The following is a 25037-nucleotide window of genomic DNA, read 5'->3' as shown; positions in this document are numbered from 1 at the left end:
TCCCATAGATCGTGCAGGAATGGCATGAAGAATCTAGCAATGACATTGGCGTCCCGCCGGGTCTTGAAGGTGTCTAGCGTCCACAAGGAGACTGAAGACAAATGGCCGGCAAAGAACACCACTATGCTGTCAAGGTGACATGGACAGGGAATACTGGCGCCGGAACCCGGACCTATCGTGGCTACGAGCGCGAGCATGACATATCGGCAGGAAGAAAGCCGACCATAGCGGGCTCAGCTGACGCATCTTTTCGTGGCGATCCGAGTCGTTGGAATCCAGAAGAACTTTTGGTTGCCGCTTTGTCGGCATGTCATAAGCTTTGGTTCCTTGGTCTTTGCTCACAAGCTGGCATCGTCGTTACGGAATATGAGGATGCAGCTGAAGGATTAATGATCGAGGAAGCCGGCGGCGGGGCGCAGTTCGTCTCGGTGACATTAAGACCCAGCGTGATAATCTCTTCTGACTCCGATGAGGCGAAGGCTGCAGAGCTTCACCATGAGGCTCATGCGATGTGCTTCATTGCGCGATCTGTAAATTTTCCCGTCACTCACGTACCTACGATTATCCGAGAGACGGAGACGGCCGCCTAATTGCCTAACTTCGGAACGGCATAGCATCGTCGCAGATCTCGCAGGGCGTTCCACAAGACGACGCCCATGGCCGGTCGTCGAGCCGGCGTTAAGGGGGGAATGGACCCTACGAGGAAAAGGGACGTTACCGATGACGAGCGCCTGGCCGTAGGAACCACATATCTGCTGTCGGACATTGAAACGCTCTGATCTGCAACTGTTAAATCGTGCCGCATCTAGCGGCACGCGGAAGACCGAAACTTGTGACGGCCATGCTATCGTCAAGCTGGCCGTCACAACGTGATGGCCGACCTCACGGTCCCCTGCCCTTTCACATCTAGCGGGAACCCTGCCGAAAGGCCCTGTTTGCCAATAGAATTACCGTGATCGAGACGATCGCCAAGGCGATCGCGACGCTCGTCCAGCCGAAACTCGCGGCCAAGGCGCCGCCGACAACCGGCCCAACCAGCATCCCGATATTGTTGCCCTGCATGGCGAGGCCTAAGGTCGCCCCCACCAGCTCAGCCCGCGGTGCCAAGCGGGGGACGCTGTCCATGATCACGACCGGGATCAATCCCGCCACAAAGGCGAACAGCACCGCAAGGACTGTAACCGCAGTCAAGAACAGATCGGCGGCCAACACGCCGCAGCCGAACAGCGCCATGAGAACGAATCCAGTTCCCAGCACGTGCAACGGCTTGCGACCCGAAGCCAACAAGAAGCCTGCGGCAAGATTGCCTAATCCGCTCGCGGCGATGGCGACGCCGGAAATCGTGCTAGCCAACTCCGAGCTAAGGCCGAACCGCTGCGTGAGGAGCGAAGGAAGAAAGCCGAACACTACAAAGAAGGCGGCGGAGAACGCGGCGAACATTACGGCGAGAACCCACGGCCCGGGCGCAGAGAGCGCCTGCCGCAGCTGACCGCTAATACTCCCGCCATCCTCAATTACTGCTTTACGAGCGGATACCATGACGACGAAGAACACCGCGTAGGCGAATAAGATCGCCGCATTGAGCGACCAGAAGCCGCGCCATTCCAGCAGGGTCAAAAGCGGGGCCGCAAACATGACCGTGGTCATCCCCACCGGCATGACCGTGGCCCAAACTGAGATGGCCCGGTTATGAATTTTTGCGGGAACAGACCCAAAGATCATCGCGGGGCCCGCGATGAGGACTCCCATGAAGCCAAGGCCCTCCACCACGCGCGAGATCAGCAGTAGCTCAACGCCGGGCGAAGCTGCGCCAAGCCCCGCGCCCACGGCCTGAACGACGAGTCCGCCGACGATCATTCGTTTGGCTCCAATCCGGTCCGCCGCCAAACCCACCGGCGCCCCCGCGATCGCGCCTACGATCGCGAACGCTGAGATGAGCCATGAAACGAGGACGAGGCTAATTCCCAGGTCGACCTGGATAGCGCCAAGCGCCATCGGGGCCTTGCCAACCTGAAAGGCAGACACGACGCCGGCGCCCGCAATGATGAAGACCGTATTCCAGCCTGTTTCGCGTCTGCGGGCCGCCATTGGCGCTGTGAACATGATTACCTCCGTCTACTGCAGGAAACGACCTGCCTGATCCGACAGTCGGACGTTTCCCCAAACCTGTGCCGCGCCTGCGCGTAACAACCGGGGTCCGCGTCGGCGAAGCCACGGTATCGGCCCGCCGCCTGCGCAGTTTGTCGCCGTCATGTCGCATCCTGAATGGCGTGGGCGAACCGACGTCCAGAAAGGATATCGACATTGAGTACGTCCAAGGCAGTGCTTATAAATTGAAGAAAATGATCGAAAGGATCGGCCATGCTTGACGGCCTCACGCTGGATCAGATGCGTGTCTTCGTGATGGTCGCGGAGACAGGTAGTTTCCGTTCAGCGGCGGTGCGGCTGTCGAGAGTGCAGTCGGCGGTCAGCCACGCTATCGGTAATCTTGAATCCCAACTCGAGGTAACGCTGTTTGACCGCTCCGGTCACAAGCCGCAGATCACGCCGGCCGGCGCATCGCTACTGGCCGATATTCGGGCGCTGCTAATCAAGGTCGATGCCGTACGCGGCCGGGCCCGCGGTCTGGGTCAGGGCGTCGAACTAGAGATCACCGTCGCACTCGATCCACAATTCCCGTTGCCGGTCGTGGCTCATGCGCTGGGCGAACTCTGCGAGAGTTATCCGAAGGTCGCATTCCGCCTCCTTTCGACCCCCCTCGGGGCGTCATACGACGCTTTGTTGGAGGGCCGGTGTGAACTGGCCATTACCGGCCTCGACCTAATCAACCCAGCCATTGAGCTGGAAACGCTGATCACTGTCCAGCGCGTCGCCGTCGCAGCGGCGAGTCACCCGCTGGCGCGAGCGGCCGGCGCGACGCTCAACACGATCGTGCTCGCAGATCACGTCCAAATCGTTGGGGAAGACCCCTCCGCACTCACGGACAAGCGTGACTATGGCGTCATGTCCCCAACGCGGTGGCGGGTGGCCGATAACATCACCAAAATGGCGCTGATCATGGCGGGGATCGGCTGGGGCAGCCTTCCACTTTGGATGATTGAAGAGGAGTTGCGCGACGGGCGCCTGGTTCGCCTCCCCGTCGCGGCTTTCGGCAAGGATGGCGAAACCACTCTGCGGACATACCTTGCCCATCGCGTCGATCGCCCCCTTGGCCCGGCCAGCGCCGCGTTCCGGGAGGCGCTGCTGACAAACCTACCTCCGGGTGACAGGACACCCTGACACGCCGAGAAGCCGGCTTTCCTGTCATCTGATAGCGTCGTACGGCCGGTGCCATCGGCGGCTCCCTCCACGAGGCTTATTCCCGCGCGCCCTTCAGCGTCAAAAGCCTAAGCTGGACTCCGAAAGCTGCCGCTCCGACGTCAAACGAAAATCCTCACGTCCCGCCGCTCACAAAGCTGTTCACGAGCAGCTTCGGCGGCAACGCGACCGCCTTCTTGGCTAATTTTTTCGATCGAAGTCTTCGATTTTTTGTCGCTTCCGTCGATCATTAGGCTGGCGCAATTGTCTCCTCCATTGTGAGGAAACCCTAATGACCAAGGTTCTTGTGCTCTACTATTCGGCCTACGGGCATATCGAGACGATGGCTCAGGCCGTCGCCGAAGGCATCCGCGAAACAGGCGCCGCAGCCACGATCCGTCGCGTGCCCGAGTTGGTGCCGCCCGAAGTCCGCGAGCGAGCTGGTTACAAGCTTAAGCAGTCGGCGGAAATCTGTACGATAGCGGAACTTCCGCAGTACGATGGGATCATCATCGGAGCGCCGACACGGTTCGGCAACATGCCCTCGCAGATGAAGAATTTCCTCGACCAGGCGGGGGGCCTCTGGGCCAAAGACGCTCTGGTCGGGCGGGTCGGTTCCGTCTTCACGTCTACGAGCACCCAGCACGGTGGCCAAGAGACCACGCTGCTTACTACCCAGATCGTGCTTATGCACCTGGGAATGGTGGTCGCGGGGCTCCCATATTCGTTCAAGGGACAAACTCGCATGGATGCAATCACGGGCGGCACGCCCTATGGCGCCTCCACCATCGCCGACGATGGTGAGGGCGGTGATCGACAGCCGAGCCCCAACGAGCTCGAGGGCGCACGGTTTCAGGGCCAGTATGTCGCGAAGTTGGCGCGTGCGCTGGCCGCCGCCAGATCCGGCGAGGCGGCATGACACGCTCGCTCAGCAAGACGGCCGTTCTGAGACCGCATTCTCCGCAGACGCCGGTGGCGCTGACGCCGCCCAGATTCTCAGCCCCCCGCTCAGACCCTCCGTCAGGTTCTCCGGTCGTTCGCTTGCCGCAAACCGCTTTCTGGGTTGCTGCGGCCTTCGCCGCCTTCGCCACGACGAATCCGGCCGCCGCCCAGGTGAGCTTGCCTCCCATGAACCTTGGCGACAGCGCATTCCAGGATGGCATCGCGGGCCCCAGTCGGATGGTGCAGGGCTCGCTTTCGATCCAGCACGCCGATCGCGTGAGGAACGCCAAGGGCGAAGTTGCAGAATCTCCGGGCAGCGTCCGATCGATGGGCGTTGTCGCCCACGCTGCCTGGCTCACTGAACATCAGGTGTTCGGCGCATGGTGGGGAGTTGAGGCGATCCTCCCGGTGGCGGCGGTCGACGTCAGCCTGCCGGGCCGGTCAGATAGCACGCTCGCGATCGGAGATCTGGTTGTCAGCCCGGTTATCCTTCAATGGCCCGAGACGAAGCTGTTCGGGCGTTCCTACTGGCAACGCCTAAACTTCAACGTGGCGATTCCCACCGGCGACTACGACCCGACCGCCTTGAGCATCGGGTCCAACGCCTGGCGCTTTAACCCACACTACGCCTTTACATGGGAAGCGAACGCGGATTGGGAGTTGAGCGGCAGGCTCCACTATCTCTGGACTGGGCGCAATAATCGACCTCCGATCTCAACGGGGGCGGAATCGACTCAGCCAGGCGGCGCCGTGCATGTGAACGGATCCGTGTCACGCCGGTGGAGCGATTCACTCCGCCTTGGCCTGTCGGCTTATTATCTCAGACAGTTGGACGACGACCGGATCGATAACACGCGGGCGCCTGGTGGGCGAGAGCGGGTGCTCGGTATGGGACCCGCCTTCAGTTGGAACGCGTCCCAAGGAACATGGCACGGGGCCGCCTACTGGGAAACTGCAGTTCGGGACCGTCCGGAGAGTGTTCGGGCCAGCCTGCGCTATGTTCAGACCTTTTGACTTGGGTTAGTTACGCCTCGCAGCGTGGGGTGAGCAACAGGCCGAGCCGCGCAGCTTTCATACTGCGCCGCGGGTCGGCCTGTTGCGGTCAGACAGCAGGCCGATGAGAGCGGCGCCGTGTGTTGTCGTCCAACGCCCATACAGCGACGTTTTGTCGGGCGTGGTCGAGGCTGAAGAACAAGCTCTCGCTGAGCAGTTCGTCGCGCATCCGCCATAAGGATTCCACAGACCCGTTTTGGGTCGCTTGTCCGGCGCATGCAGCACCCGTCGACGCCAGGATCTTGCGCCCGGTCCAGGATGGCTCGCTGACGATCATGTCCGCTCATTTCATTCCGTCCGTCCTTTCAAGGGTCGGACTCTAACTTGGCCAAGAGGAAATTCTCAGGAGCACGTCACTTCCAGTACAGCTCTGGCGTTCAAACCGTGATGCGTCACAAACCCGCCAGCCCCCTCATCATACTCCACGCCGGCCAAACCCGCGGAGCCGAGAGGCACTACTCAGAGGCGGCGCCTGCGAACTTCTCCGATAGCAGTTTCTCGCAATCTTGAGCGTTGAGAGCGACATTGAGTGCGTTCTCGTAGTCAGACTGGGCGCTTTCGAGACGCAACCATCCGCAGTCAGTAAGGACCGCGTAGATACCACCCCTGTCGTCCGAGCACAGGTCCCTGGCAGCCAGACCGCCACGCTCCCACCGTTCGATCATTCGCGAAACAGAGCTCTGGTTTAGGTGTACAATGCGCAGCAAGTTCTTGCATACAAAGCTCGAAGCACGGCGATCGGGACAACAAAGGGATGACGCGATACTCAGATAAAACCAAGCCATGCCTGTCTTGTAGCATTCAGGAGAAATCTACTTCTACCTGCGCCACAACATGAATTGGCGCCATGAATGTAGAGCCCGCTAAGCGGCTCGCCTTTCTGGGACGAGCCAGGCGGCGCGTATCGCTTTAACCCGGCGTCCGCGTCGGGACACGATGTTCCCTTGGCGGGTCGACGCAGCGCCGGAGATTAACCGCGAGAGGATCGACGATGAAGCAGTTTGGGAACCGCTCATCGTCGACGCGGCTCCTTAGAGAAGCCGCCCCGACTTCTGAGACACATTCAAAGGCCCAGAGGATCATGAGCTTCAGGCCTCTTGCCCTTGAAGCTTGGCGCTGTCGGCGAGTTTCAGCCAGACGACGCCGGCGACGATGACCGCCAGCCAGCCCCCCTGAACCAAGGTAAGCGGTTGATTGAGCAGAACGCCCCCAAACACGGCGGCTCCAACCGAGCCGATTCCGGCCCACACTGCATAACCGATGCCCACGTCAATTGTCCGCAGCGCGGCGCTAAGGAAATAAAGCGTAAGAAGAAAGAAGACCACGGCCGCAGCGGACCACGTAAGGACCGTAAAGGCTTGGCTTCCGCCAACACTCAGCGCATATCCGATTTCAAAGAGGCTCGCGAGCATAAGCATTAGCCATGCACGGCCCTGAGAAGTTGAATCTTTAATCGTCATAGGAGGGCTCTCGGATTGATTGAGGATTATGTGAACGAGGCAAGGGCTCAGGCAGCGCCACTCAGACGCAGGCCGACCACGCCGCCAATGACAACGACCATGCCGAGAATCTTTTGCCAGTTCAGTCGCTGGCCAAAGAACAGAGCGCCGATCACAACGATTCCCACCCCGGCCACGGACGTCCAAATGGCGTAGCCGACACCAACGTCGAAGGTGAGAAGTGCAAGGCTCAGAAAGAAGGTCGCAATAGCCCCGCTGATGAGCGTCGCCACAGTCCACGAGAGGCGCGTGAAGCCCATCGCCCTGCCTGCGCTGATTGCCACTGCGATCTCAAAGATCACGGCGATTCCAAGATATAGCCAACTCATCGTTTTGTTTCTTTCATTAAGGTCAGCGCCGTTTGAAGGGCGCTGACGAAGCGCATCTAGGCGACTCTTTGCTGCATGGCTCACAGCCACGCAGGAGCGACCTCGCCGCTCGACTGGACCACACGGCCAAGCCAAGCGCCGCGACCGCCTCGGCATCAGTTTTTCTAGTTCAGCGGATCGGCAGGTTCGGCAAACGTGTCGCCCCAATCATCTAGGCAACTCGTCGGCCTCCGGCGCGATCGTGTGAACGACCTCTCCGGCAGCGTCGAGAAATTCGATAGCGCCAAAACCAGCATCCGTAACCGTCAACCGAAGACGCGGCTTGTCGTTCTTGTCCGATAGAGCGACGCTGGGCGTCCCGTTCGCAGCGACGGTCAGACGAATTCGCGTCGGGGTGCTGACGCCCGGCACAAGCGCGCCCCCCAAAGCCTCATCGCGTATCAGGGCCGGCGCCTGATTAATAAGGAAATTGACCTCACCGTCTGGCGACACCCGCCAACCGATTGCGTCCATCGCCGGGTGGTCTAGGGCCAGGATAGCCATCCCACCATCGACGTCGGCAGTTCCTAGCCCACCACGTTCACTGCCGCTTTTATCGTAGATGACGAGTCCAGCGACGTCGAACGCTCGCTTGTACTGGATTCCGTCGATGATTGGAGCGGGCGTGGTTCCGGCCAACGTCATGCGGATCGTGCCCTCAGCATCAACAATATCGATGCGGCGCGCAGTGATGCGGTCGTGATCCGGCGCTTGCACGCGGGTGATTGGCTCGCGGTCCACAATGATCTTCTCAATGGCCTCGAGCGACGGACGATCAGATGCCAGGTCCTGCGCGTTGGTTTCCCCTGCCGTCGCGACCATCAACACGACATACAAGCTCGACCCGAATATCGCCTTAAGACGAAACATACCGACACCTATGATTTATGTTAAACAAGATAACTTTTTTGCCAGACTACCCGGAACCATCTCGCAACCACACCGAGCACGAAGACCGGAACGACAGAAAGAATGACTTTCATCACTAGCCATCAGCCCTACCTTCAGTGACAACAAGAAGAATTCGGCTTTTACGATCAAGATCTATTTTGAATCGTCGCTTCTGGATGCTTGAATTTGCCAACAAACCAGCCAGACCCGCCACTCCGGAGGGCGTCGTCTGCAGTCCCGTCGTCGATCGTAAGATATCCACTGCATCTAACAACTCGGCCTCGTCGACCTGCAGAGCTTGCGCCCCGTGGCGCTGGAGCGTCGCCAGGGCGGGAGTGGAAGCAAGCCCGCACGACAGCATCTCCGCTTGCGTCGTCAAACCTCCCTCCACCTTCTGGGGCCGCCCCTCCGCCAGTGCCCGAGCAACACAAGCCGCCGCCCGGGGCTCGACAACCAAAAGACGTGGGCTGGGAGACGGCGGGCCCGCAAAGCCATCCGCCATCGCGGCGGCCAGCCCCCCAACCCCAGCTTGGATGAAAAGATGGGTCGGCCGCCCAACCCTCGTCTGTTCAAGTTGGGCCAGCGCCTCCTCGCTTATGGCGCGATAGCCGGCCATGACGTCGCGCACGACTGGATCGTCCAAGACGTCAGTGGTGTCAGCGACCAGCACGCCCTGTCCCCGCGCCGCCGCGCGCCGCGCCGCATCCACGGCGTCGTCATAGGTGCCGTCGATCCGCACCACCTGGCCGCCGGCGCGCTCAATCCGCGCCGCCCGCACGCTCGAAACCTCGGCAGGCAGATAGATGATCGCCTGGGCGTTCGCGCGCCGGGCCGCGGCCGCGACCGCCAGGCCGTGGTTGCCGTCGCTGGCGCAGACCAGGGCGGGCAGAGCGCCGAAAGCGTCGGGATTGGCCAGAAAGGCCCCGAAATCCGCTCCGACCGATCGCGCGATCGCCTTCAATCCGGCGATCATGCCGCCCAGAGCCTTGAAGTTCCCGAGCGGACGACAGCCTTCGTTCTTGATCAGAACTCGATCCACTCCCGCTAGATCCGCCAAGGCTGGACAATCGATCAGCGGCGTAGGTTCATAGTCAGGCCAGATCGAAAGGAGCGTCGACCGGATATTAGACATCGCATTGGACATGCCGACAGATTACCCGAGCCTCACGCCGTTCAACCGCGATCAAAGGCGCGTCGACGCGGCCAAAACGCGAAAGTCGACGATAGGCGCGGCTCAGCCACGATCCAGCGGTTTGATCCGCTCAGTCCTCAGCGACCGGAGGGACCGGAATCATCAACCCCCGCTTCACAATGCTCATCGCAACATTGGTAGTGTATCGCTTCACGTTAGGGTTCTCACTAACGAGACGCCTCATCAACGCTTCAAAGCCGACGGCGTCGGGCGCGGTCACGACTGCTATGAAGTCCGCCTCTCCCGTGACGTAGAACGCCTGCTGAACGGCATCCTCCTTCGTCAGCCATCGGCGCAGTTCCACCAGCAGCTCCGGCCGCTCGCTTTCGATATGCAGCCCCACGACAAAGAAGGTCGGACGCCCAACGCGCCGAGGATCCGCCACGGCGATCGTGCGGGAAATGACGCCCTGCTCCCGCAAACGGCGAAGCCGACGCTGGATGGCGGATGGCGAGAGCGGCACCAGGGCGGCTAGCGCCTCGGCTGTCTGCTCGGCGTTGTCCTGCACCAGGTTCAGCAGGCGGCGATCAAAGTCGTCTAGCGTCATACTGCCTTTGTAACGCACGGTGACGCAGAAAAACTGCATCAAACCGCATCAGATCGCGGCCAGACGGCGCGCCCCTGCCGCTACGTTCTTTGTCTCCGCCGACCAGAAGAGACTTTTGTACATGGATATCGTGCGTCTACGCAGCTTCATCGAGGACAGATGGACCGCAGAGGTCATGCCGCCGTTGCTAGAATACATCGCCATACCCTGTGAATCTCCAGCCTTCGACCCGGACTGGAAAGCCCACGGCCATATGGATCGTGCGGCGGATCTCATGGCCGCCTGGGCGCGCGAACAACTGTCGGGCGTTCCCGGTTCGACCGTCGAGATCATCACCCTGGAGGACCGCACACCGGTGCTGTTCATTGACATCCCCGGCGACAGCGAACAGCCGGTGCTGGTCTATGGCCACCTGGACAAGCAACCGCCCATGGACGGCTGGGCGCCAGGGCGCAGCGCCTGGGCGCCGTCGCTGGAAGGAGACCGTCTTTACGGACGCGGCGGGGCGGACGACGGCTATGCGATATTCAGCGCGATCCTCGCCGTTCAGGCTCTGAGGCTCCAGGGCCTTTCTCATCCGCGCATCCTGATCCTGATCGAAGCGTGCGAGGAATCCAGCAGCGAAGACCTGCCCTTCTACGTGGATCATCTCCTGGACCGGCTTGGAGATCCGGCGCTGGTGATCGCCCTCGATTCCGGCTGCGGAAACTATGACCAGCTGTGGGCGACCACCTCGCTGCGGGGCCAGGTCGCCGGCGTGCTCAGCGTCCGCGTGCTGGACCAGGGTGTCCATTCCGGCGAGGCGTCCGGGGTGATCCCCTCGAGCTTCCGCATCGCCGCCGGCCTGCTGGCGCGGTTGGAGAATCCCGCGACGGGCGAAATCTTCCCGCCCGAGTTCACCGTGGAGATTCCGGCCGATCGGCGAGAGGAGGCGGTCTTCGCGGCCGACGCGCTGGGAAGCGCCCTCTACGACGCCCTTCCCTTCCGTCCCGGCGTCCGGCCGGTCGAGAGCGAGGGGGCCGCCCTGGCGCTCAATCGATCATGGAGGGCCCAGCTCGCCGTCACGGGCGCGGACGGCCTGCCGTCCATCGGCGACGCCGCGTCGGTCATGCTGCCCATGACCGCGCTGAAGCTCAGCCTGCGTCTTCCGCCGACGCTCGATCCGGAGCCGGCGGGGCGACGGCTGAAGGCGATCCTGGAAGCCGACCCGCCCTACGGCGCCGAGGTGAAGTTCGAGATCGATTTCGTCTCGCCCGGCTGGAGCGCGCCGCCGATTGCGCCGTGGCTCGCCCAGTCGCTGGATCGCGCCTCCCAGGGCGCATTCGGGCGCGCCGCCGCCCTCTACGGCGGGGGCGGGGGCATCCCCTTCCTGGCGATTCTGGGGGAGAAATTCCCGCGCACCCAGTTCGTCGTGACCGGCGTGCTCGGCCCCGAATCCAATGCCCACGGACCGAACGAATTCCTTCATCTGCCGACGGCGCTGAACGTAACCCTCGCCCTGGCGCAAATCCTTCATGATGCGGGCGGACGCCCCGCCCCTTCTTCTCTCTGAGGCCGGACATGTCGCTGACATTGCTTTACCAGACCCATTCGCCCTACGCTCGCAAGGCCCTCGTCTTCGCCCATGAGGCGGGCCTGGCGGAGCGCATCGAGGTGGTCCACCACGAGACCAGCCCGACGCTTCGCAACGAGGCGGTGTTTTCCCGAAACCCCCTCGGCAAGGTGCCGGTCCTCATCCGCGAGGACGGCGGCGCCCTCTTCGATTCCGATGTCATCTGCGCCTATCTGGACACCCTCCACGCGGGCGCCCCGCTGATCCCGGCCGAAGGCGAGCGGCGATGGCAGGCGCTGGCCCTGCAATCCGTGGCCCAGGGCCTTGCCGACGCGGGCATCGCGATCCGCTGGGAGGCGGTCCGGCGGCCCGAGCATCTGCGCTATCCTCCGCTGCGCGACGGCTACATCGACAAGCTGCTGAGCAGCTATGCCTGGCTCGACGACGTCCTGCATCCGGACGACGAGATCGACATCGGCCGCATCGCCCTGGCGACGACGCTGAGCTGGCTGGAGTTTCGCGGCCTACCCAGCTTCCGCGACCATGCGCGCCTGTGTCTGTGGTTCGATCGGTTCGAGGCCCGCGCCTCGATGCGGGCGACCCCTCTGTCGGGCGAAACCCACGACGCCTAGTGAAGCGTTGTCACGCCAGGTCGTGTGCGCGCCCTGGACGATCCGATCAGGATGGGAGTTTCAGGGTACCCTTTACGGCGCTCGACGGCCTATCGGCCTGCCGTCGCTGCGCACCAATCGAACGACGATGTTGGCAAGGGAGCAGAACCGCTTTTCGTGCCGCGCGCACGGGGAAGCCTGATCGGCATGGCTGCCGGGCTCAGCGGGTGCGGTCGTGGTCTCGCCGTCCGTGTCGCCATCGGCCCTCCCATGCCGCACTGGGCAAGCTTTTTTTGACCTCATAGTTCATGTGCCCTCGCGCTTCGCGACCTCGAACCTGCCAGTTCATCGCCTCCGACCAGACCGCAGCCACCTTCCGCTACAAGAACTATCGCCCTCTAGGGCTGTACCCACGCCGATGTAGTGCAGCCTACTTGAGGATCGCCGTGCGGGTCATGCAGCCTACTGCCTTGACGATCAGGGCAGACCTTCGCGAAGAGCAATATGTTGTTCCGTCGGTCGGGTAGCCATGCGCTTGGAGCGGATCGAGATGGCGACGAACAGGTGGGCAGAGGGTCAGCATTAAGTCAGGAACGATGCACTGAGTGCCGAAATGCTCTCAGCAACCAATTACAAAAAGAAAGAGCTGGCTTGCGGCCCCGACCTCATGGCGCCAGTTCTTTCCCCTGGAGCCGAAACGTCTACTCTTGATTAAATTTCCACGTTTCGATTCCCGACCAATGAACGCAGACTCGCTGACTCCCGCAGCGCGTTACTTAGCAACTGGCCCGCGTCGGTTAATCTTCAACAGGTTCCGCGCCCGCCTCTCTTAGACGACCCCTATAGCGCCGATGCTTCCTGCCGACGGCAACGGGTTTCCAGCTTCCTATTCACGCAGCGGGCTGATGACATGCGCCACCTTTAACGCCCCTTCTTCCCGCTGCCCCTCAATAAAATCGGAAATTCGGCCCGAAAAAAACCGCTTGCCGCGCTGAAGACTCCCCCCCCCCTGCCATGCACTCGCTTCACGCTTCATCTGCGAGGTTCATTGCATTCCGCCTAGTGTCAGGGTGAACATGGCGCGAACTGTAGGCGGAGCCACCCAGGAGAGCAGGCCGGACGGGCTTGCCAGATAGCCTTTCTCCCCTGTCACGTTGGTCGCCAAGACCCGCACCTGCACTGGCCTGTCCGCCACACGGAAGCTTGTCCGAGCTCCAAGATTGAGCGTGGTGATTTCTGGTGTCGTCAGCGTGCCGAGGGCGTCCACGGCGCGTTTCCCGATATAGTTCGCCTGCGCATCGACCGAAACCGTTCGCCAAATTCTGTGTTCAATGCTGGCGTTGGCCACAAGGCGCGACACGCCAACGGGACGCGTTCCGACCTGCCCCGCCTCGACCAGCGACCCGGATATCAGCGGATCGATCGCCACGGCGCCTACGACGATGCTGGTTCGCTCCGACAGGGCGCCGGCGAGCGAACCCTCCACACCGCGGTGACGAACCTCGCCAACGGCCCCATAGCTCTGGTCCGGCCGGAAGCCCATCATGGGCTTGGACACATCGAAAACGGCGACGATCAGGTTCAGACCTTCTGACACGCGGTGGCGCACCCCGAGTTCCATTTGGCGAGCTTCGACCGGCTCAAGCACTTGGTTTCTGTTTGTAGCCGTCTGGGGGGCCACGCCAGTCTCTTCCAGGCCCGTAACCCAGCTCGCGAAAAGACTCGTTCGCTCCTGCACGGTCCAGACTCCTGAAACGTTGAACAGCGTGCTTTCGTCTATGCCCCGAGTGATTGATCCCGAAAGGGGGGTTACGGTCTTGTCATAGCGGGTTCGGTGGGTGCCGAGGCGCATCTCCAAGCGATCGTTCCAGATCAGGCCATATCCGAGGGACGCTGTCATCTGCTCGACGCGGTCCTCGCCGTACACCCCGCTCCACGTGATCGGCGCAGTGGCGGCTGGTATGTCGGGCAATCTAAACGCTGGAATCGGAGCTGAGCGGACGGTCGAGAACTCGACCGTGCTGGCGCGGCCTCGCACCGATCCGCTGAATAGATGGGAAAACTCCCCGCGCGACACCATCCGGCTGATCCGTAACTCGGCTGAATCCGATATGTTGGTGCGGGGCCCGGTGATGAGGGTTTCGCCGGACGCCGTCCCGTTTGCCGCGGCGGAGATGATAGTGAAATCTTCCCGCTCCGCATCGAACATCGAACGAAAAGCAGACGCGTCAACCGACCAAGGACCGCGATCTGCGGAATAGATGAAACCGAGATTGACGTTCGTAGACTCCACGCGCGCCCAGTTCGACGAGCGATTGCGGCGGTCTCGGATAAAGGGCGGTAGTGCGTCTCCGCTGGCGCGGACGCTGTAGTCGCCATTATAGGCGCGGTCGTAAACGGACGCGAAAGCCTTTAGCATATGGCCGTCTGCGAGCCTGACCTGCCCGACTAAGCCAGCGTCGAAGGCGCGTCCATTCCCAATAGGCCACTGGGCGTCCGGCCGCCACACGAGTCCCCCGGCGAACCCCGCGCCTTCCGCTGCACGCCATGAGCCGTTCAACTCCAGCGTACGTGTCCCGAAGTCCCGCCAACCGGCGCCTATATTCAGAAAATCGTCTGCAGCAGGCGACCGCAACCGATAGTTCACGACACCCGTCGGAGATGGATAAGCCAGTCGGGACGCGTTAATTCCCACTCGAACGCCTACGCCAGTCAGTAGAGGGTCATTCAAGGGAGCTGCGCGGCTGAAATAGGCGTCATCAACCCGGTAGGCGCCCGAGGCCTGTAGATCAAAGCCCCTGACCTGACTTTCGCTGTAGAGACCGAGCTGCTCAATGCCGGTACGTTCTCCGAACGCGTCGACGGCTGAGCGCACAGCGCTCTCTTGTGCCCGGGCTCCGGAAACATTTGTTACAAGCGCGGCGACAGCCGCTGAGCCGGCGGCGAGGTTCGCCAGCGCGCGCGAAGATCTCGGTCGGCTCAAAGCCGCTATTGGTAGAGCAGGTTTGCAATAAATTTCGCGCAAGATCGCCTCCGTGGAAGGCTGGCCAGCATATGACCCGATAGTGCGGTTCGACCGCCTTCTCCCCCGGCCGGGCGCATCTGTCCGGCAAGTTCACCGGCTTTGACGCATCTTAACATTGTCAGTCCAGCGGCCGTTGCCCTAGCTCCCGCAGGCGGCTCAGCGCGAATGAGCGTCCTCTAGCTCCAGCGCACTTCTGCAGCTTGGTTCCCGCCAAACCAGGAAAGAAAGGGGAACTACATGTGCAAGATTTTGCGCGCATGAGGCCTGTGCCGACAACGCCCCCGTCCCCGTCGACGGGTCAGACGTCAGCGCCGCAATGGCAGTCCATGCGCGTTGACTTAGAGCCGGCCGAGCGCAGCGGACGCCGCATCATAAAGGTGCGGACGCGCCCGATGCCAAACGCCAGCCAGGAGTTAATGTAGATCGGCAGATTGGACGCAAGTGCGAGGCCTAGCAGCTGCATCGCCGGTTGCGATGCTTATGCGGCAGCTCCGCAGTCGCACTTCCTCCTAGCTTCGTTCTTGACCACACAATGGCTCCCGACGAAACGTCGCCTCTTTTCGGTGCGGGGCTACCACAACATCCTGCGATCTCGCCCCCGCCGACATTGAAGTTGGTTACGCAAACACCTGTCCCAGGAAGGACGAGTTGGACATTGTCGGCCTCCCGCAGGTCGCCGGCAAGCGCGGCGGCGACAGACCGAACCTGTTCATACCCTGTCAGCATCAGGAATGTCGGGGCGCGACCGTAGCTCTTGATGCCCACCGTGTAGAAGCCCGGCTCAAGATGAGCTAGTTCACGATGACCGTGCGCCGGCACTGAACCACAAGAGTGCTCGTTCGGGTCGATCAGAGGTCCGAGCGCCTTGGTGCTTTCTAACCAGGGATCGAGATCAACGCGTAGTTCCCGCGTCAGCGACAGGTCCGGGCGTTGTCCGGTCGCAGCAATGATGCGGTCGACAGGACCGATCGTGCGCGGACCATCGCCGGTCATGCCATCGATCATGAGCCCGCCGCCTTCCTCGCGAATGGCGAAGATCGCAAAGTCGGCGACAAGCGGCACGCGGCCGCCCTCAACCAGCGCGCGTGTGCCGGCGCCAAGTTCGGAGCGCGCTGGCAACTGGTCAGCGTCCCCGCCGCCATAGATGTTCACGAGGTTGGCCCTGCGGGTCGCCCATATCACCTTCGTAGCTGGATCAGCCTCCGCCATCAGGGTCAGATCGAGCAGCGCGTTCGCGGCCGAATGCCCAGCGCCAACAACCAAGGTGGTTTGTCTGGCATAGATAGTGTGATGCCGCCCAAGCACATCGGGAATGCCGTAGGCGATACGATCAGCGTGTTCTCTTTCGCCGCTGGCCATTATGCCGCTCGCCCCCAGCGGATTCGGTGTTGCCCAGGTGCCGGAGGCGTCGATTACGGCCCTGGCAAGGTCCCGGCGCGTTCCCGTGGCTGTCGTCACCGCCAGAATGAATGGCTGCCCTTCCCGACCTTGGCTCACCACCTTATCGACACCGAGTCGAGAAATCGCTGTAACGCGTGCGTCTGTCTCAATGACAGCGGCCAGTTCAGGCGTCGCCGAGAGCGGCTCGAGATAGTTTCGGACAAGATCGTTGCCAGTCGGGAAAGTGTCGGCAGGCGGCGCCTTCCAGCCTCGGCGTTCGAGTAGGGCGACCGACGCTGCATCGACACAGTATCGCCAGGGGGTAAAAATGCGGACGTGCCCCCAATCACGGATGTTGGCGCCGACTGCGGAGCCAGCCTCATAGAGCTTCACGGGAACACCACGGCTGACGAGATGAGCGGCTGCGGCAAGTCCGACAGGACCGCCGCCGATTATGGCGACCGGAAAAGATTTAACTGCTGACTTCCTCATATTTAGTCTTTCTAGAAAAACCGAAATATAGCGCAGAAGAGAGAATTTTACGCAGCCGCGCCCTCGTCCTCGCTAACCCGTGCAGTATCAGCGCAGCATTCGGCCGCCAGAAAATCGATGAGGCCGTTCATTGCCGGATAGTTCGCCCGGCAGATCAGCGTAGTGGCTTGACGCTCCTGCGTTACCAATTCCGTCGAAATTAGCCGCTGCAGGTGATGAGATAGGGTTGAGGGGGGTATGCCCAGCCGCTCTTGCAAGCGACCAACCGGCAATCCCGCACCGCCAGCACGCACGAGGGAGCGATAGATCCGCAATCGAGTCGCATTTCCGATTGCTTCCAACTGCTTGGCCGCTTGTTCGACGTTCATGGAAAGAAGCTACCGCCCCTTGATGGAGGCAGTCAATGACTAATTCGATTATTATCGAAATTCTGCTACCGCGCGCTCTCTCCAGCAAGACCCAGCCATCACTCCATCCGTACTCGTGCTGTATCTGGACAGTGTACGATCCGGACAATGGAGAGCATAATCGGAGCCTCGACCAGAACTCCGGCGTTGCAAGCGCTGCTCCCGGCTGGAAAGGCGTAGTGCACCGCCGTGGATTATCCTGTGACGTTCAGAGACGGCGGACGAGCCGCGTCAGTCGGAAGTGCGCCGATTTCGTTAAAAGAGGCCTCAGGGAAGTAGCATGACAGCAGCGCGCTGCTGACGCCCCCCCTTGAGGCTCAGTCAAAATATTAGACGAGGCTAGACGGGGAGGTCAGCGTGAAACGCGCAGAACAATTAGCGCCAAGATGCCGATTGCTAAAGAAACGGGCGAAAGAAACGCAACGCCTACGGTATTGAGAGCCAAACCGCCGAGAATGCCGCCCAACGCAACACCGAGATAGGTGAAGCTCGTATTGACGGCCATCGCTTGTTGCCCAGCGCTGCCGGCAATGGCCATGATCCTCGCTGCAATAGCGGGTGAGTTCCAAAATGCCGACCCTGCCCAAAGGGTGACCAATACAAGCAAATAAGGCAATGGGACTGGTCGAAAACTCCAGAGGACCGTCAACCCGGCCATGGCGATTACGAAAGCCGACATCCCCACTGCTAGGGTACGCAAGGCCCCAAACCGGTCAGTCGCGAGCCCCCCCAGCCAGACGCCTGCCATGCCGGCAAGCCCGGCAACTCCGAACACCAAGCCTCGCTGATCAATGCCCACACCACCCAACTCGAGAAGGACCGGAGCGAGATATGTCAAAAGCAGCATGCTCGCCGCCATGTTTAGAAAATTTGCAAGAAAGCCAAGCAGTAGCGGCCGCGACATCAGCAAAGCCAACAGCACTTTCAGTCCTGGGACCTTTTGAGGCTTTGGCCTTGGCAAAACAATCCATATTGCGATGGCCGTCATGAAGCCGCCTATTGTCATGAGACCGAAAGTCCATCGCCAACCGGCGGCTGCACCGACCCAAGTACCAAATGGAACGCCGAATGCTATCGACCCAGTTACGCCCAAGCTGATAACCGCTACGTAGCGCCCGGCCTTCCCTGCCGGAGCCATCGACGCTGCGGCGGCAAACAGCGATGGAGTGATTGCCGCCGCACAAAGCGCTGCGACAACTCGCGTAGCCATCAAGAGGTTGAATGATGTTGCAAGCGCCGCCACGAGATTGGCGCATGCGAAGATCAGCAGCGCCATCAACATCAGACGCTTGCGATCAAAGCCATGGAGAAGTGCGGCAAGCACAGGCGCAGCAATAGCAACCGTCAGGGAGAAGACGGTAACCAACTGACCCGCCATGCCGTAGCTCACGAACAGATCACGGGCAAGTTCGGGTAAAATACCGGCTATGACGTAGTCATCGGTAAACAGTACCAGCGACGCGAAAAATAAGGATAAAAGCCAGACGGCAGGGGGAACCATGCGTTCCGAAAGCATAGGTAAACTCCGCATTGATGAGGATCAAGCGGCGTCCTGTCAGCAGATATGATCAGACCGGTTGGCACGCCGCAACAACTTCAAGAGTCGTTGCGGCTCATCGGTCGGCATCGTTTAATGTGCCCATGTCTATCCGGCCAATTATTCGACGACTTTTTATCACGATAAAATTGGCCCCTCAAGCAGTCATCAGCCCTTTCTACAGCTCACAAATCGCTCGGAGGGAGGCGTCCGCCCCGCGGTGCTACAAACCTACTGTATAATGCTGCCTACCCGCATTCCAACACGTAGGAGACTCGATATTGGACAAACCAGTTGCCACCATCGCGCGCCGTTATGAGGCATGTCGATGATTGCGTAGCTTTTTTTGCAGATCATGATCAGAGCCCTACGCCTTCAGTTATCCACTGGCTCGAACTGATCAACGTTCCGAAGGCCTCTGACACCCCCACTCCTACTATAGCCGCTGGAAGAGGTGGCGGATCTTTAGCACGCTCACGCCAAAGCTCCGAGCCGATCACTCCCCCCAGCGGTGCGCCCCACCCTTTCGCTCCCCCGAACCTGTGCATTTCAACCGCGATCCGGACGCGTTCGGGCAACTCGGCAAGGGCGGCCTCCAGACGCATCAATTCATTTCGCGAAAGGACGACCTGTTCCGGCGTGGGCTGGACGGCGGCCATTTCGTCCAGAGCGGCCTGAATCGCCTTGCGTGCGGCGCCCTTCTCCAGGGCGACGCCTAAACCGACACCCGCCACAATTGCGAATGATTTGCAACTGATAGACGTCAAGCTGTGTCAGTGCAAGGGCAGGCACAGGACTTGCCACATCGCCCGCCAGCACCGGACGATGTGCGATGCTGTAGAATGCTGACCTTCAGCTCAGAGACCGGCTTCCTATGTCGCGGAAGCGTCAACAGCGGACACTGGTGCGTCGCCCGATCGGCGACATCATCGTAGGGGGGCTTCCCGTGCTGCGGGATGACTGCGATCAGATCGAGGATGCCCCGCCTCGACAGGAGCCAGGCTTCACCCAGGTCGTCGCCGCATGTCAGGCAGGAAGACGGTAACCAGGCCGAGCAGAGGCAGGAAGGCGCACAATTGGTACACCCAGACAATGCCGCGTGCGTCGGCCAGACCGCCTAGTCCCGCCGCGCCGATCCCTCCGATCCCGAACATCAGACCGAACATCAGACCCGACACCAGGCCGACACGACCCGGCACCATCTCCTGAGCATAGACAACCAGGGCCGCAAAGGCGGACTGTTCCTTCCACTCCACGACGGGACTTCAGACTCATGTTCCTGGCGTATTCGGCGTTCTGAAAGGCGCTGAACGTCGCCGCCATCTGCGTCACTTCGCCAGAACGAACGGTATGGATACCGATATCCAAGGCTTCGAGCTCTTCGATAACGGCATGAAGTCCCGACGCCTGTCGCGTTATCCGGTCCAGATCTTCGGTGACGACATAGTCGTACTTGCCGCGTTCGGCGTCAGCCATGAGCGCCGCAAATCCCGGACGCCCCATGAAGGACTGGCCGCTGCATTCAGGGTCGGAGTAAGACGCCACCCAGATTCCGCCCTGTGCGCGCACATACTCTTCGCAAATCCTAAGCTGATCCTCGATCGACTCCTGGCGCTGGTGAATGGTGGAATATCGCGCATAGCCGACGCATCGCTTGTTCTTAAGGGATCGAAGCGTCATGCCGCCACCTCCTCGCCACCGGCGGCATGAGGGCCCTCAAAGGCGCGTTCACACGCGAACCTTTGCGCGTCCAATCGCGCCAAAGCCAAGACGATGGGGATCAACTCATCACAGGGTTCGCCTGTCTGAAATTCCGCCTCGTGGCGCTCGAGACGCTGCTGTCGCAACAGTTCTTCGAACGAATGGGAGACCTGACGTTTCATCGGCTTCCCTCGCTACTACCGGCACTGTCAGCCGGACCGGTCACGTAGGTGACGAAGGTGTCGATCTTCCCAGTCGCCATACGTTCGAAGCAGATGCCGACGCCGTCAAAGCCGGCCGCCTCGAGCTGAGACCGCAGTTCGTTAATCTGCGACAGGGACGTGGCCGTCGCCTGGAACCGTTTGACAACCGCGGCCAACACTTCGTCGTTCGTGCGTGAAGGTCGCCTCTGCCCGATGCGGCACCTCGAGAAACGGCCCCTCATTGCTGCGCCTCCGGCTGGACGCGGCGCATGTGGAAGCGGTCCGGGTCATCCGGGTCGGGCAGCATGATCATTTCGTAGACCACGCCGTCACAGATCATCTGAGTACGCACGCCGACCTCATGGACGGGTTCTGCAGGCTGTTCAGCGGGGCAAGCGGTATCTTCAGTCATTTGCATTTCCAATATGCGACATCACTCTCGCGCGGGGGCGAGGCGACAGAGGGTGGGTTTGATTTCAGGGGAGAGGCCTGCGGCCTATCAGGCGTGGTGAAGGGCGCTGATCTCATCAGCGAGACGCGCGGCGGTGATCGGTTCGTTGGTCACCAGCCAGATCAACTCGTCCCGGCTCTCAAGGTCATCCTCGATCGCCACAAAGTCCGTCAGGTCGCCCCTCAGGTCTTCAATGTCGCCGATCATCCCCATGGCGGTCGGGTTGTTTTTCAGGATGTCGTCGAAGACGGCCTGGTCAGAGAAGGCTTCCGCGAGATCCGATCGGTTGGCGGCGACCGCCAGTTCGATGTTGCGCTGCTGCAAGTCGTCGATCAGCCAAAGCAACAGATTGGTGGAGGACGTCAGCACCGCCAGGTCATAGACGACCACCACATCCGCTTGGGCGTACAAGGCGAGATTGATCCCATGGGGATCGGCCGCCGTGCGAACGGCCTCGTCCACAACCACATCAGCGATGTTCCATGACCGTTCCGCGCAAAGCAGGGAACAAGCGTCGATCTGGTCGGTCAGGCCGGCGCCCGTTCCTCCCTCATCGGACGGAAGGCGCACATAGATGACGGCGTCCTTTCTGACGACAGATTCTGCGGCGGATTCTTCCGCCAACTCGGCAAAACCATCGAAGAGGCCAGCGGCCTGCCGATAGCTGCGTGCTCGCGGTTTGGAGAATTGGGCTTCCATTCAATTTCTCAAGTTCAGGGCGCGCGCCATCGGCTTCGCGCGGAGGCGCGAATGACGACGGGCCGGATTGTTGGGGTAGGAAGGCCGCCGCGACTTGCGGCGGCGCAGGTCAGTCGCCGACGGTGAAGACCGCGCGCTCACGCGCCAGCCGCACCAGGGCGCGGATCGTCGGCAGGAGGAGCGCGACGGCGGCGTCATAAGACGCCATCGACGCATCTTCCGCCCAGGGAGGGATCAGCGGCCGTGCCGGCCTGCGTCGTTCCGGCCGCGGCGACAGGCGAATGACGTTGGCGTCAGCCGTCATGAGCGAGCACCAGCTGAATGCGATGGCTGGGCACGAGCACTTCGACGATCGACGGATAGCCGTCCTCTTCGATGATGAGGTGGCCGACCAGGGCCCGCTCGCGACGCAACTGCTCGCTGACGGCGGACAGGTCCGCAGCCTCCAGACGCATCCGCAGCGCCTCACCGCCCATCAGCCGGACGGAATATTCTTTCTGATCAAGGGCATCGGCGTCCGCCGCGCCCCAATGGGCGACACGCATATGCACTCCCCGGGGTTGTTTATTCCCGCAGAATGCGATAGCCAGACAGCAATGTCAAGTTACAGGCGCAGCTCGCCTTATCCGCCCATATAAGACGACACGACAGACATCGTCAACCGCTTTTTTGCAGAAAACTTCAACCGGGAAATCCCTTGGTCCTTCGCCCAAAGAAACGCGCCATCTACGGCCGCCATTCCTCCGACCTCCAGAACACCCGATCAACCGCAGACCAGATCGCACTGCTGCGCGAGGCCAGCCGAGCCGAGGGCGTCACAGACGTTCTCGTGTTCAGAGATGAGGCCGTTTCCGGCAGCGCGATCGCCAATCGGCCAGGACTGCGCGCCCTCCTCGCTGCGGTGGAGCGCGGCGAAGTCAGCGATGTCATGGCTGAGGCGCTCGACCGGCTGTCGCGCGACCAGGAGGACATCGCCGGCATTTTCAAACGCCTCGCCTACGCCGGCGTCGCGCTGAAGACCCTGGCCGAAGGCCCGATTGACAGAATTCACATCGGACTGAAAGGCACGATGAACGAACTCTTCCTGCACGACCTGGCCGTGAAAACGCGTCGAGGCCTGACGGCACGGGTCAAGGCCGGCTACTCAGGCGGCGGCCGTTGCTATGGCTATGACATCGTCAGCAAGGGCGAACTGCAGCCCAACACCCGCCAGGTCGGCATCCTCCACCAGATCTTCAACGACTTCGGCCACAACGAAATGTCAGCCCGCGCCATCGCTCACAAGTTGAACGCCGCCGGCGAGCCCGGCCCACGCGGCGGCGAATGGACGCCGTCGACCATTCATGGCGACCGCCGCGCCCAGGACGGCATCCTGCACCAGGAACTTTATATCGGCGTGCGGGTGTTCAATCGGCGTCGCTACCGCAAGCACCCCGACACCGGAAAGCGCTCATCGGTGCTGAACCCGCCTGAGGAAGGGCTGCGCCAGCCGGTCCCGCACCTGCGCATTATCGATCAGGAACTTTGGGACGCCGTCCAGGCCCGCCTCGCTGCCCAGGCCGAACAACCCAAGACGCTCACTCGCAAACCCAAACGCCTGCTGTCCGGACTGATGAAGTGCAGCCTGTGCGGCTCCGCCATGACGCTAAAGGGCGGCAAGTACAACTGCAGCGGCCGCTACGATCGCGGGACCTGCTCCAACGGCAAGATCATCGCCGCCAAGACAGTGGAAGAGCGCGTCCTCACCGGCATCAAGACCCATCTGCTGTCGCCTGAAGCGATCGCGGAGGCCGTCAGAGCCTTTCACGCCGCCGCCGAGGCGGAGCGCCGGGCCCTTCAGGTTGAACGGGCGCCGCTGGAACGCGAACTGGCGGAGATTGAGCGCAAACTGAAGCGCGCACAGACCATGTGCCTAGAGGGCGCGATCGAGACGGACGAACTGAAGACGATCAGCGCGCCGCTGAAGACCCGCCGCAGCGAGATCCAGGCCCGACTGGCAGCCGACGCCGCCCCATCGGTGATCCAGTTGCACCCCGGCGCCGCTGACGCCTATCGGCGGCTTGCTGAGAATCTGCACCAGGCCATCGAGGGCGAGGACGGCGAGGAGGTGCGCGCGGAACTGCGCCAGTTGGTCGACCGGGTAGACTTCATCCCGCTGGAGGGGTTGGGCAAGTTCCAGTTGGAGGTTCACGGCAGTCTGGCGGCGCTTCTGGCGCTGGGCCAAGTGCGAAACGCAAAAAACCCCACGGCCAGGAGCCATGGGGTTTCTGTAGATCAAAGCCTCACGTCCGGGTGTGAGGTATCACTGGGTGCGGGAGCAGGATTTGAACCTGCGACCTTCAGGTTATGAGCCTGACGAGCTACCGGGCTGCTCCATCCCGCGGCAAGGCGGTGAGTAAAGGAAGAAGGGTTCGAGATATCATTCATGTGTGTCGGGTAGACCCGGCGACGACCTACTCTCCCGCGCCTTAAGACGAAGTACCATCGGCTCTGGAGGGCTTAACGACCGAGTTCGGAATGGGATCGGGTGGGGAACCTCCGACAGAGCCACCGGGTCAACCCGACACACATGAATGAGAAGATATTGTCTTTGATTTCGGCAAGTAAAAACCGAATGAGTTTTGCTGAGAAACGATCAAGCCGATCGGATTATTAGTACCAGTAAGCTTCACACGTCACCGCGCTTCCACACCTGGCCTATCAACGTGGTAGTCTTCCACGATCCTCAGCGAAGCCTTGTTTTGAGGTTAGTTTCCCGCTTAGATGCTTTCAGCGGTTATCTATTCCATACTTAGCTACCCTGCTGCACGGCTGGCGCCATGACAGGTCCACCAGAGGTATGTCCATCCCGGTCCTCTCGTACTAGGGACAGATCCTCTCAAGCTTCGAACACCCACGGCAGATAGGGACCAAACTGTCTCACGACGTTCTGAACCCAGCTCACGTACCACTTTAAACGGCGAACAGCCGTACCCTTGGGACCTGCTCCAGCCCCAGGATGTGATGAGCCGACATCGAGGTGCCAAACTTTGCCGTCGATATGGACTCTTGGGCAAAATCAGCCTGTTATCCCTAGAGTACCTTTTATCCGTTGAGCGATGGCCCTTCCACGCGGGACCACCGGATCACTATGGCCGACTTTCGTCTCTGCTCGACTTGTCAGTCTCGCAGTCAGGCTAGCTTATGCCAT

Annotated in this window: 25 protein-coding genes, 1 tRNA gene, 2 rRNA genes and 3 pseudogenes (1 of these 31 only partly in view); 7 read left to right on the top strand and 24 right to left on the bottom strand. The window is 61.2% G+C overall.

What is annotated here, in order from left to right; genetic code table 11:
• Window positions 1–101: 101 nt before the first annotated feature.
• The gene (locus tag H556_RS0107565; RefSeq protein ID WP_024353859.1) at window positions 102–590 is read left to right on the top strand and encodes an OsmC family protein; all 489 of its coding nucleotides are present in this window, start codon (window positions 102–104) and stop codon (window positions 588–590) included.
• 316 nt (window positions 591–906) lie between these two features.
• On the opposite strand, the gene H556_RS0107560 is transcribed toward H556_RS0107565, so the two are convergent.
• Window positions 907–2103 carry an MFS transporter gene (locus H556_RS0107560; protein ID WP_029673359.1) on the bottom strand — a complete coding sequence of 399 codons (1197 nt, stop codon included), beginning with the start codon at window positions 2101–2103 and terminating at the stop codon, window positions 907–909.
• Window positions 2104–2361: 258 nt separating this feature from the next.
• Here H556_RS0107560 and H556_RS0107555 point away from each other — a divergent pair, with 258 nt between their 5' ends.
• From H556_RS0107555 to H556_RS0107545, 3 genes are all read left to right on the top strand, one after another.
• A complete protein-coding gene (locus H556_RS0107555) occupies window positions 2362–3279 on the top strand; it encodes a LysR family transcriptional regulator (RefSeq protein WP_024353857.1) in 918 nt (305 codons plus the stop codon).
• Between the two features lie 310 nt (window positions 3280–3589).
• Window positions 3590–4216 carry an NAD(P)H:quinone oxidoreductase gene (gene wrbA / locus H556_RS0107550; RefSeq protein WP_024353856.1) on the top strand — a complete coding sequence of 209 codons (627 nt, stop codon included), beginning with the start codon at window positions 3590–3592 and terminating at the stop codon, window positions 4214–4216.
• A 122-nt stretch (window positions 4217–4338) separates the two neighbouring features.
• Window positions 4339–5253, top strand: a complete 915-nt coding sequence (locus H556_RS0107545) for a SphA family protein (protein WP_162140905.1) — start codon at window positions 4339–4341, stop codon at window positions 5251–5253.
• Here H556_RS0107545 and H556_RS16650 read toward each other — a convergent pair.
• The 6 genes and pseudogenes from H556_RS16650 to H556_RS0107515 all read right to left on the bottom strand — a co-directional run.
• Window positions 5241–5503 (bottom strand): annotated as a pseudogene (locus H556_RS16650) (integrase core domain-containing protein); the annotation flags it as partial. The gene H556_RS0107545 and the pseudogene H556_RS16650 overlap by 13 nt on opposite strands.
• Window positions 5504–6380: 877 nt before the next feature.
• Window positions 6381–6752, bottom strand: a complete 372-nt coding sequence (locus H556_RS0107535; protein ID WP_024353854.1) for a DMT family transporter — start codon at window positions 6750–6752, stop codon at window positions 6381–6383.
• A gap of 47 nt (window positions 6753–6799) precedes the next feature.
• Window positions 6800–7120 carry a DMT family transporter gene (locus tag H556_RS0107530; protein WP_024353853.1) on the bottom strand — a complete coding sequence of 107 codons (321 nt, stop codon included), beginning with the start codon at window positions 7118–7120 and terminating at the stop codon, window positions 6800–6802.
• A 207-nt stretch (window positions 7121–7327) separates the two neighbouring features.
• Window positions 7328–8029, bottom strand: a complete 702-nt coding sequence (locus tag H556_RS0107525; RefSeq protein WP_024353852.1) for a hypothetical protein — start codon at window positions 8027–8029, stop codon at window positions 7328–7330.
• Between the two features lie 115 nt (window positions 8030–8144).
• Window positions 8145–9194, bottom strand: coding sequence for a pyridoxal-phosphate dependent enzyme (locus H556_RS0107520; protein ID WP_024353851.1), 1050 nt, complete (start codon window positions 9192–9194; stop codon window positions 8145–8147).
• A 118-nt stretch (window positions 9195–9312) separates the two neighbouring features.
• The gene (locus H556_RS0107515) at window positions 9313–9828 is read right to left on the bottom strand and encodes an Lrp/AsnC family transcriptional regulator (RefSeq protein ID WP_245559458.1); all 516 of its coding nucleotides are present in this window, start codon (window positions 9826–9828) and stop codon (window positions 9313–9315) included.
• 82 nt (window positions 9829–9910) lie between these two features.
• On the opposite strand from H556_RS0107515, the gene H556_RS0107510 reads away from it, so the two are divergent.
• Together H556_RS0107510 and H556_RS0107505 are read left to right on the top strand one after the other, a co-directional pair.
• A complete protein-coding gene (locus H556_RS0107510) occupies window positions 9911–11341 on the top strand; it encodes a M20/M25/M40 family metallo-hydrolase (protein WP_024353849.1) in 1431 nt (476 codons plus the stop codon).
• An 8-nt stretch (window positions 11342–11349) separates the two neighbouring features.
• On the top strand, window positions 11350–11973 hold the full coding sequence (locus H556_RS0107505; protein ID WP_211216114.1) for a glutathione S-transferase family protein: 624 nt from the start codon (window positions 11350–11352) through the stop codon (window positions 11971–11973).
• Window positions 11974–12997: 1024 nt separating this feature from the next.
• Here H556_RS0107505 and H556_RS0107500 read toward each other — a convergent pair.
• From H556_RS0107500 to H556_RS0107445, 13 genes and pseudogenes are all read right to left on the bottom strand, one after another.
• A complete protein-coding gene (locus tag H556_RS0107500) occupies window positions 12998–14827 on the bottom strand; it encodes a TonB-dependent receptor (protein WP_155802440.1) in 1830 nt (609 codons plus the stop codon).
• 600 nt (window positions 14828–15427) lie between these two features.
• Window positions 15428–16849 carry an NAD(P)-binding protein gene (locus tag H556_RS0107490; protein ID WP_024353846.1) on the bottom strand — a complete coding sequence of 474 codons (1422 nt, stop codon included), beginning with the start codon at window positions 16847–16849 and terminating at the stop codon, window positions 15428–15430.
• A 47-nt stretch (window positions 16850–16896) separates the two neighbouring features.
• On the bottom strand, window positions 16897–17217 hold the full coding sequence (locus H556_RS16060; protein WP_081650914.1) for an ArsR/SmtB family transcription factor: 321 nt from the start codon (window positions 17215–17217) through the stop codon (window positions 16897–16899).
• Window positions 17218–17608: 391 nt separating this feature from the next.
• Window positions 17609–18772: an MFS transporter gene (locus H556_RS0107485; protein ID WP_024353845.1), complete on the bottom strand. Its 1164-nt coding sequence runs from the start codon at window positions 18770–18772 to the stop codon at window positions 17609–17611.
• 380 nt (window positions 18773–19152) lie between these two features.
• The gene (locus H556_RS16525) at window positions 19153–19560 is read right to left on the bottom strand and encodes a hypothetical protein (protein ID WP_211216113.1); all 408 of its coding nucleotides are present in this window, start codon (window positions 19558–19560) and stop codon (window positions 19153–19155) included.
• A gap of 237 nt (window positions 19561–19797) precedes the next feature.
• Entirely contained in the window at window positions 19798–20049 is a 252-nt protein-coding gene (locus H556_RS16645; protein ID WP_024353844.1) for a hypothetical protein, read from the bottom strand.
• 106 nt (window positions 20050–20155) lie between these two features.
• A pseudogene (locus H556_RS16820) lies at window positions 20156–20473 on the bottom strand (recombinase family protein); the annotation flags it as partial.
• Window positions 20470–20676 (bottom strand): hypothetical protein, encoded by a 207-nt coding sequence (locus H556_RS16815; protein WP_024353843.1) that lies wholly within the window; start codon window positions 20674–20676, stop codon window positions 20470–20472. The pseudogene H556_RS16820 and the gene H556_RS16815, both read right to left, overlap by 4 nt.
• Window positions 20673–20873, bottom strand: a complete 201-nt coding sequence (locus H556_RS0107465; protein WP_155802439.1) for a hypothetical protein — start codon at window positions 20871–20873, stop codon at window positions 20673–20675. The genes H556_RS16815 and H556_RS0107465 overlap by 4 nt, the downstream gene beginning before the upstream one ends.
• A 62-nt stretch (window positions 20874–20935) precedes the next feature.
• Window positions 20936–21109, bottom strand: a complete 174-nt coding sequence (locus tag H556_RS0107460; RefSeq protein WP_155802438.1) for a hypothetical protein — start codon at window positions 21107–21109, stop codon at window positions 20936–20938.
• An 87-nt stretch (window positions 21110–21196) separates the two neighbouring features.
• Window positions 21197–21847, bottom strand: coding sequence for a recombinase family protein (locus tag H556_RS0107455; protein WP_024353840.1), 651 nt, complete (start codon window positions 21845–21847; stop codon window positions 21197–21199).
• 109 nt (window positions 21848–21956) lie between these two features.
• Window positions 21957–22151 (bottom strand): hypothetical protein, encoded by a 195-nt coding sequence (locus H556_RS16290; RefSeq protein WP_155802437.1) that lies wholly within the window; start codon window positions 22149–22151, stop codon window positions 21957–21959.
• On the bottom strand, window positions 22141–22392 hold the full coding sequence (locus H556_RS0107445; RefSeq protein ID WP_024353839.1) for a hypothetical protein: 252 nt from the start codon (window positions 22390–22392) through the stop codon (window positions 22141–22143). Before H556_RS0107445 ends, H556_RS16290 begins: the two co-directional genes overlap by 11 nt.
• Window positions 22393–22544: 152 nt before the next feature.
• On the opposite strand from H556_RS0107445, the pseudogene H556_RS16810 reads away from it, so the two are divergent.
• Window positions 22545–23588, top strand: a pseudogene (locus tag H556_RS16810) (recombinase family protein); the annotation flags it as partial.
• A 171-nt stretch (window positions 23589–23759) separates the two neighbouring features.
• Here the strand turns inward: H556_RS16810 and H556_RS16635 are convergent.
• From H556_RS16635 to H556_RS0107410, 4 genes are all read right to left on the bottom strand, one after another.
• Window positions 23760–24071, bottom strand: a complete 312-nt coding sequence (locus tag H556_RS16635; protein WP_245559444.1) for a hypothetical protein — start codon at window positions 24069–24071, stop codon at window positions 23760–23762.
• An 82-nt stretch (window positions 24072–24153) separates the two neighbouring features.
• A tRNA-Met gene (locus H556_RS0107420) sits at window positions 24154–24230 on the bottom strand.
• A 57-nt stretch (window positions 24231–24287) separates the two neighbouring features.
• Window positions 24288–24402: ribosomal RNA gene (gene rrf, locus H556_RS0107415) — 5S ribosomal RNA — on the bottom strand.
• A gap of 76 nt (window positions 24403–24478) precedes the next feature.
• A 23S ribosomal RNA gene (locus H556_RS0107410) occupies window positions 24479–25037 on the bottom strand; it runs 2222 nt beyond the window's last position.

Source organism: Brevundimonas naejangsanensis DSM 23858 (genome assembly GCF_000421705.1).
GTDB lineage: Bacteria > Pseudomonadota > Alphaproteobacteria > Caulobacterales > Caulobacteraceae > Brevundimonas > Brevundimonas naejangsanensis.
This window is presented reverse-complemented; position numbering and strand designations above follow the sequence as displayed.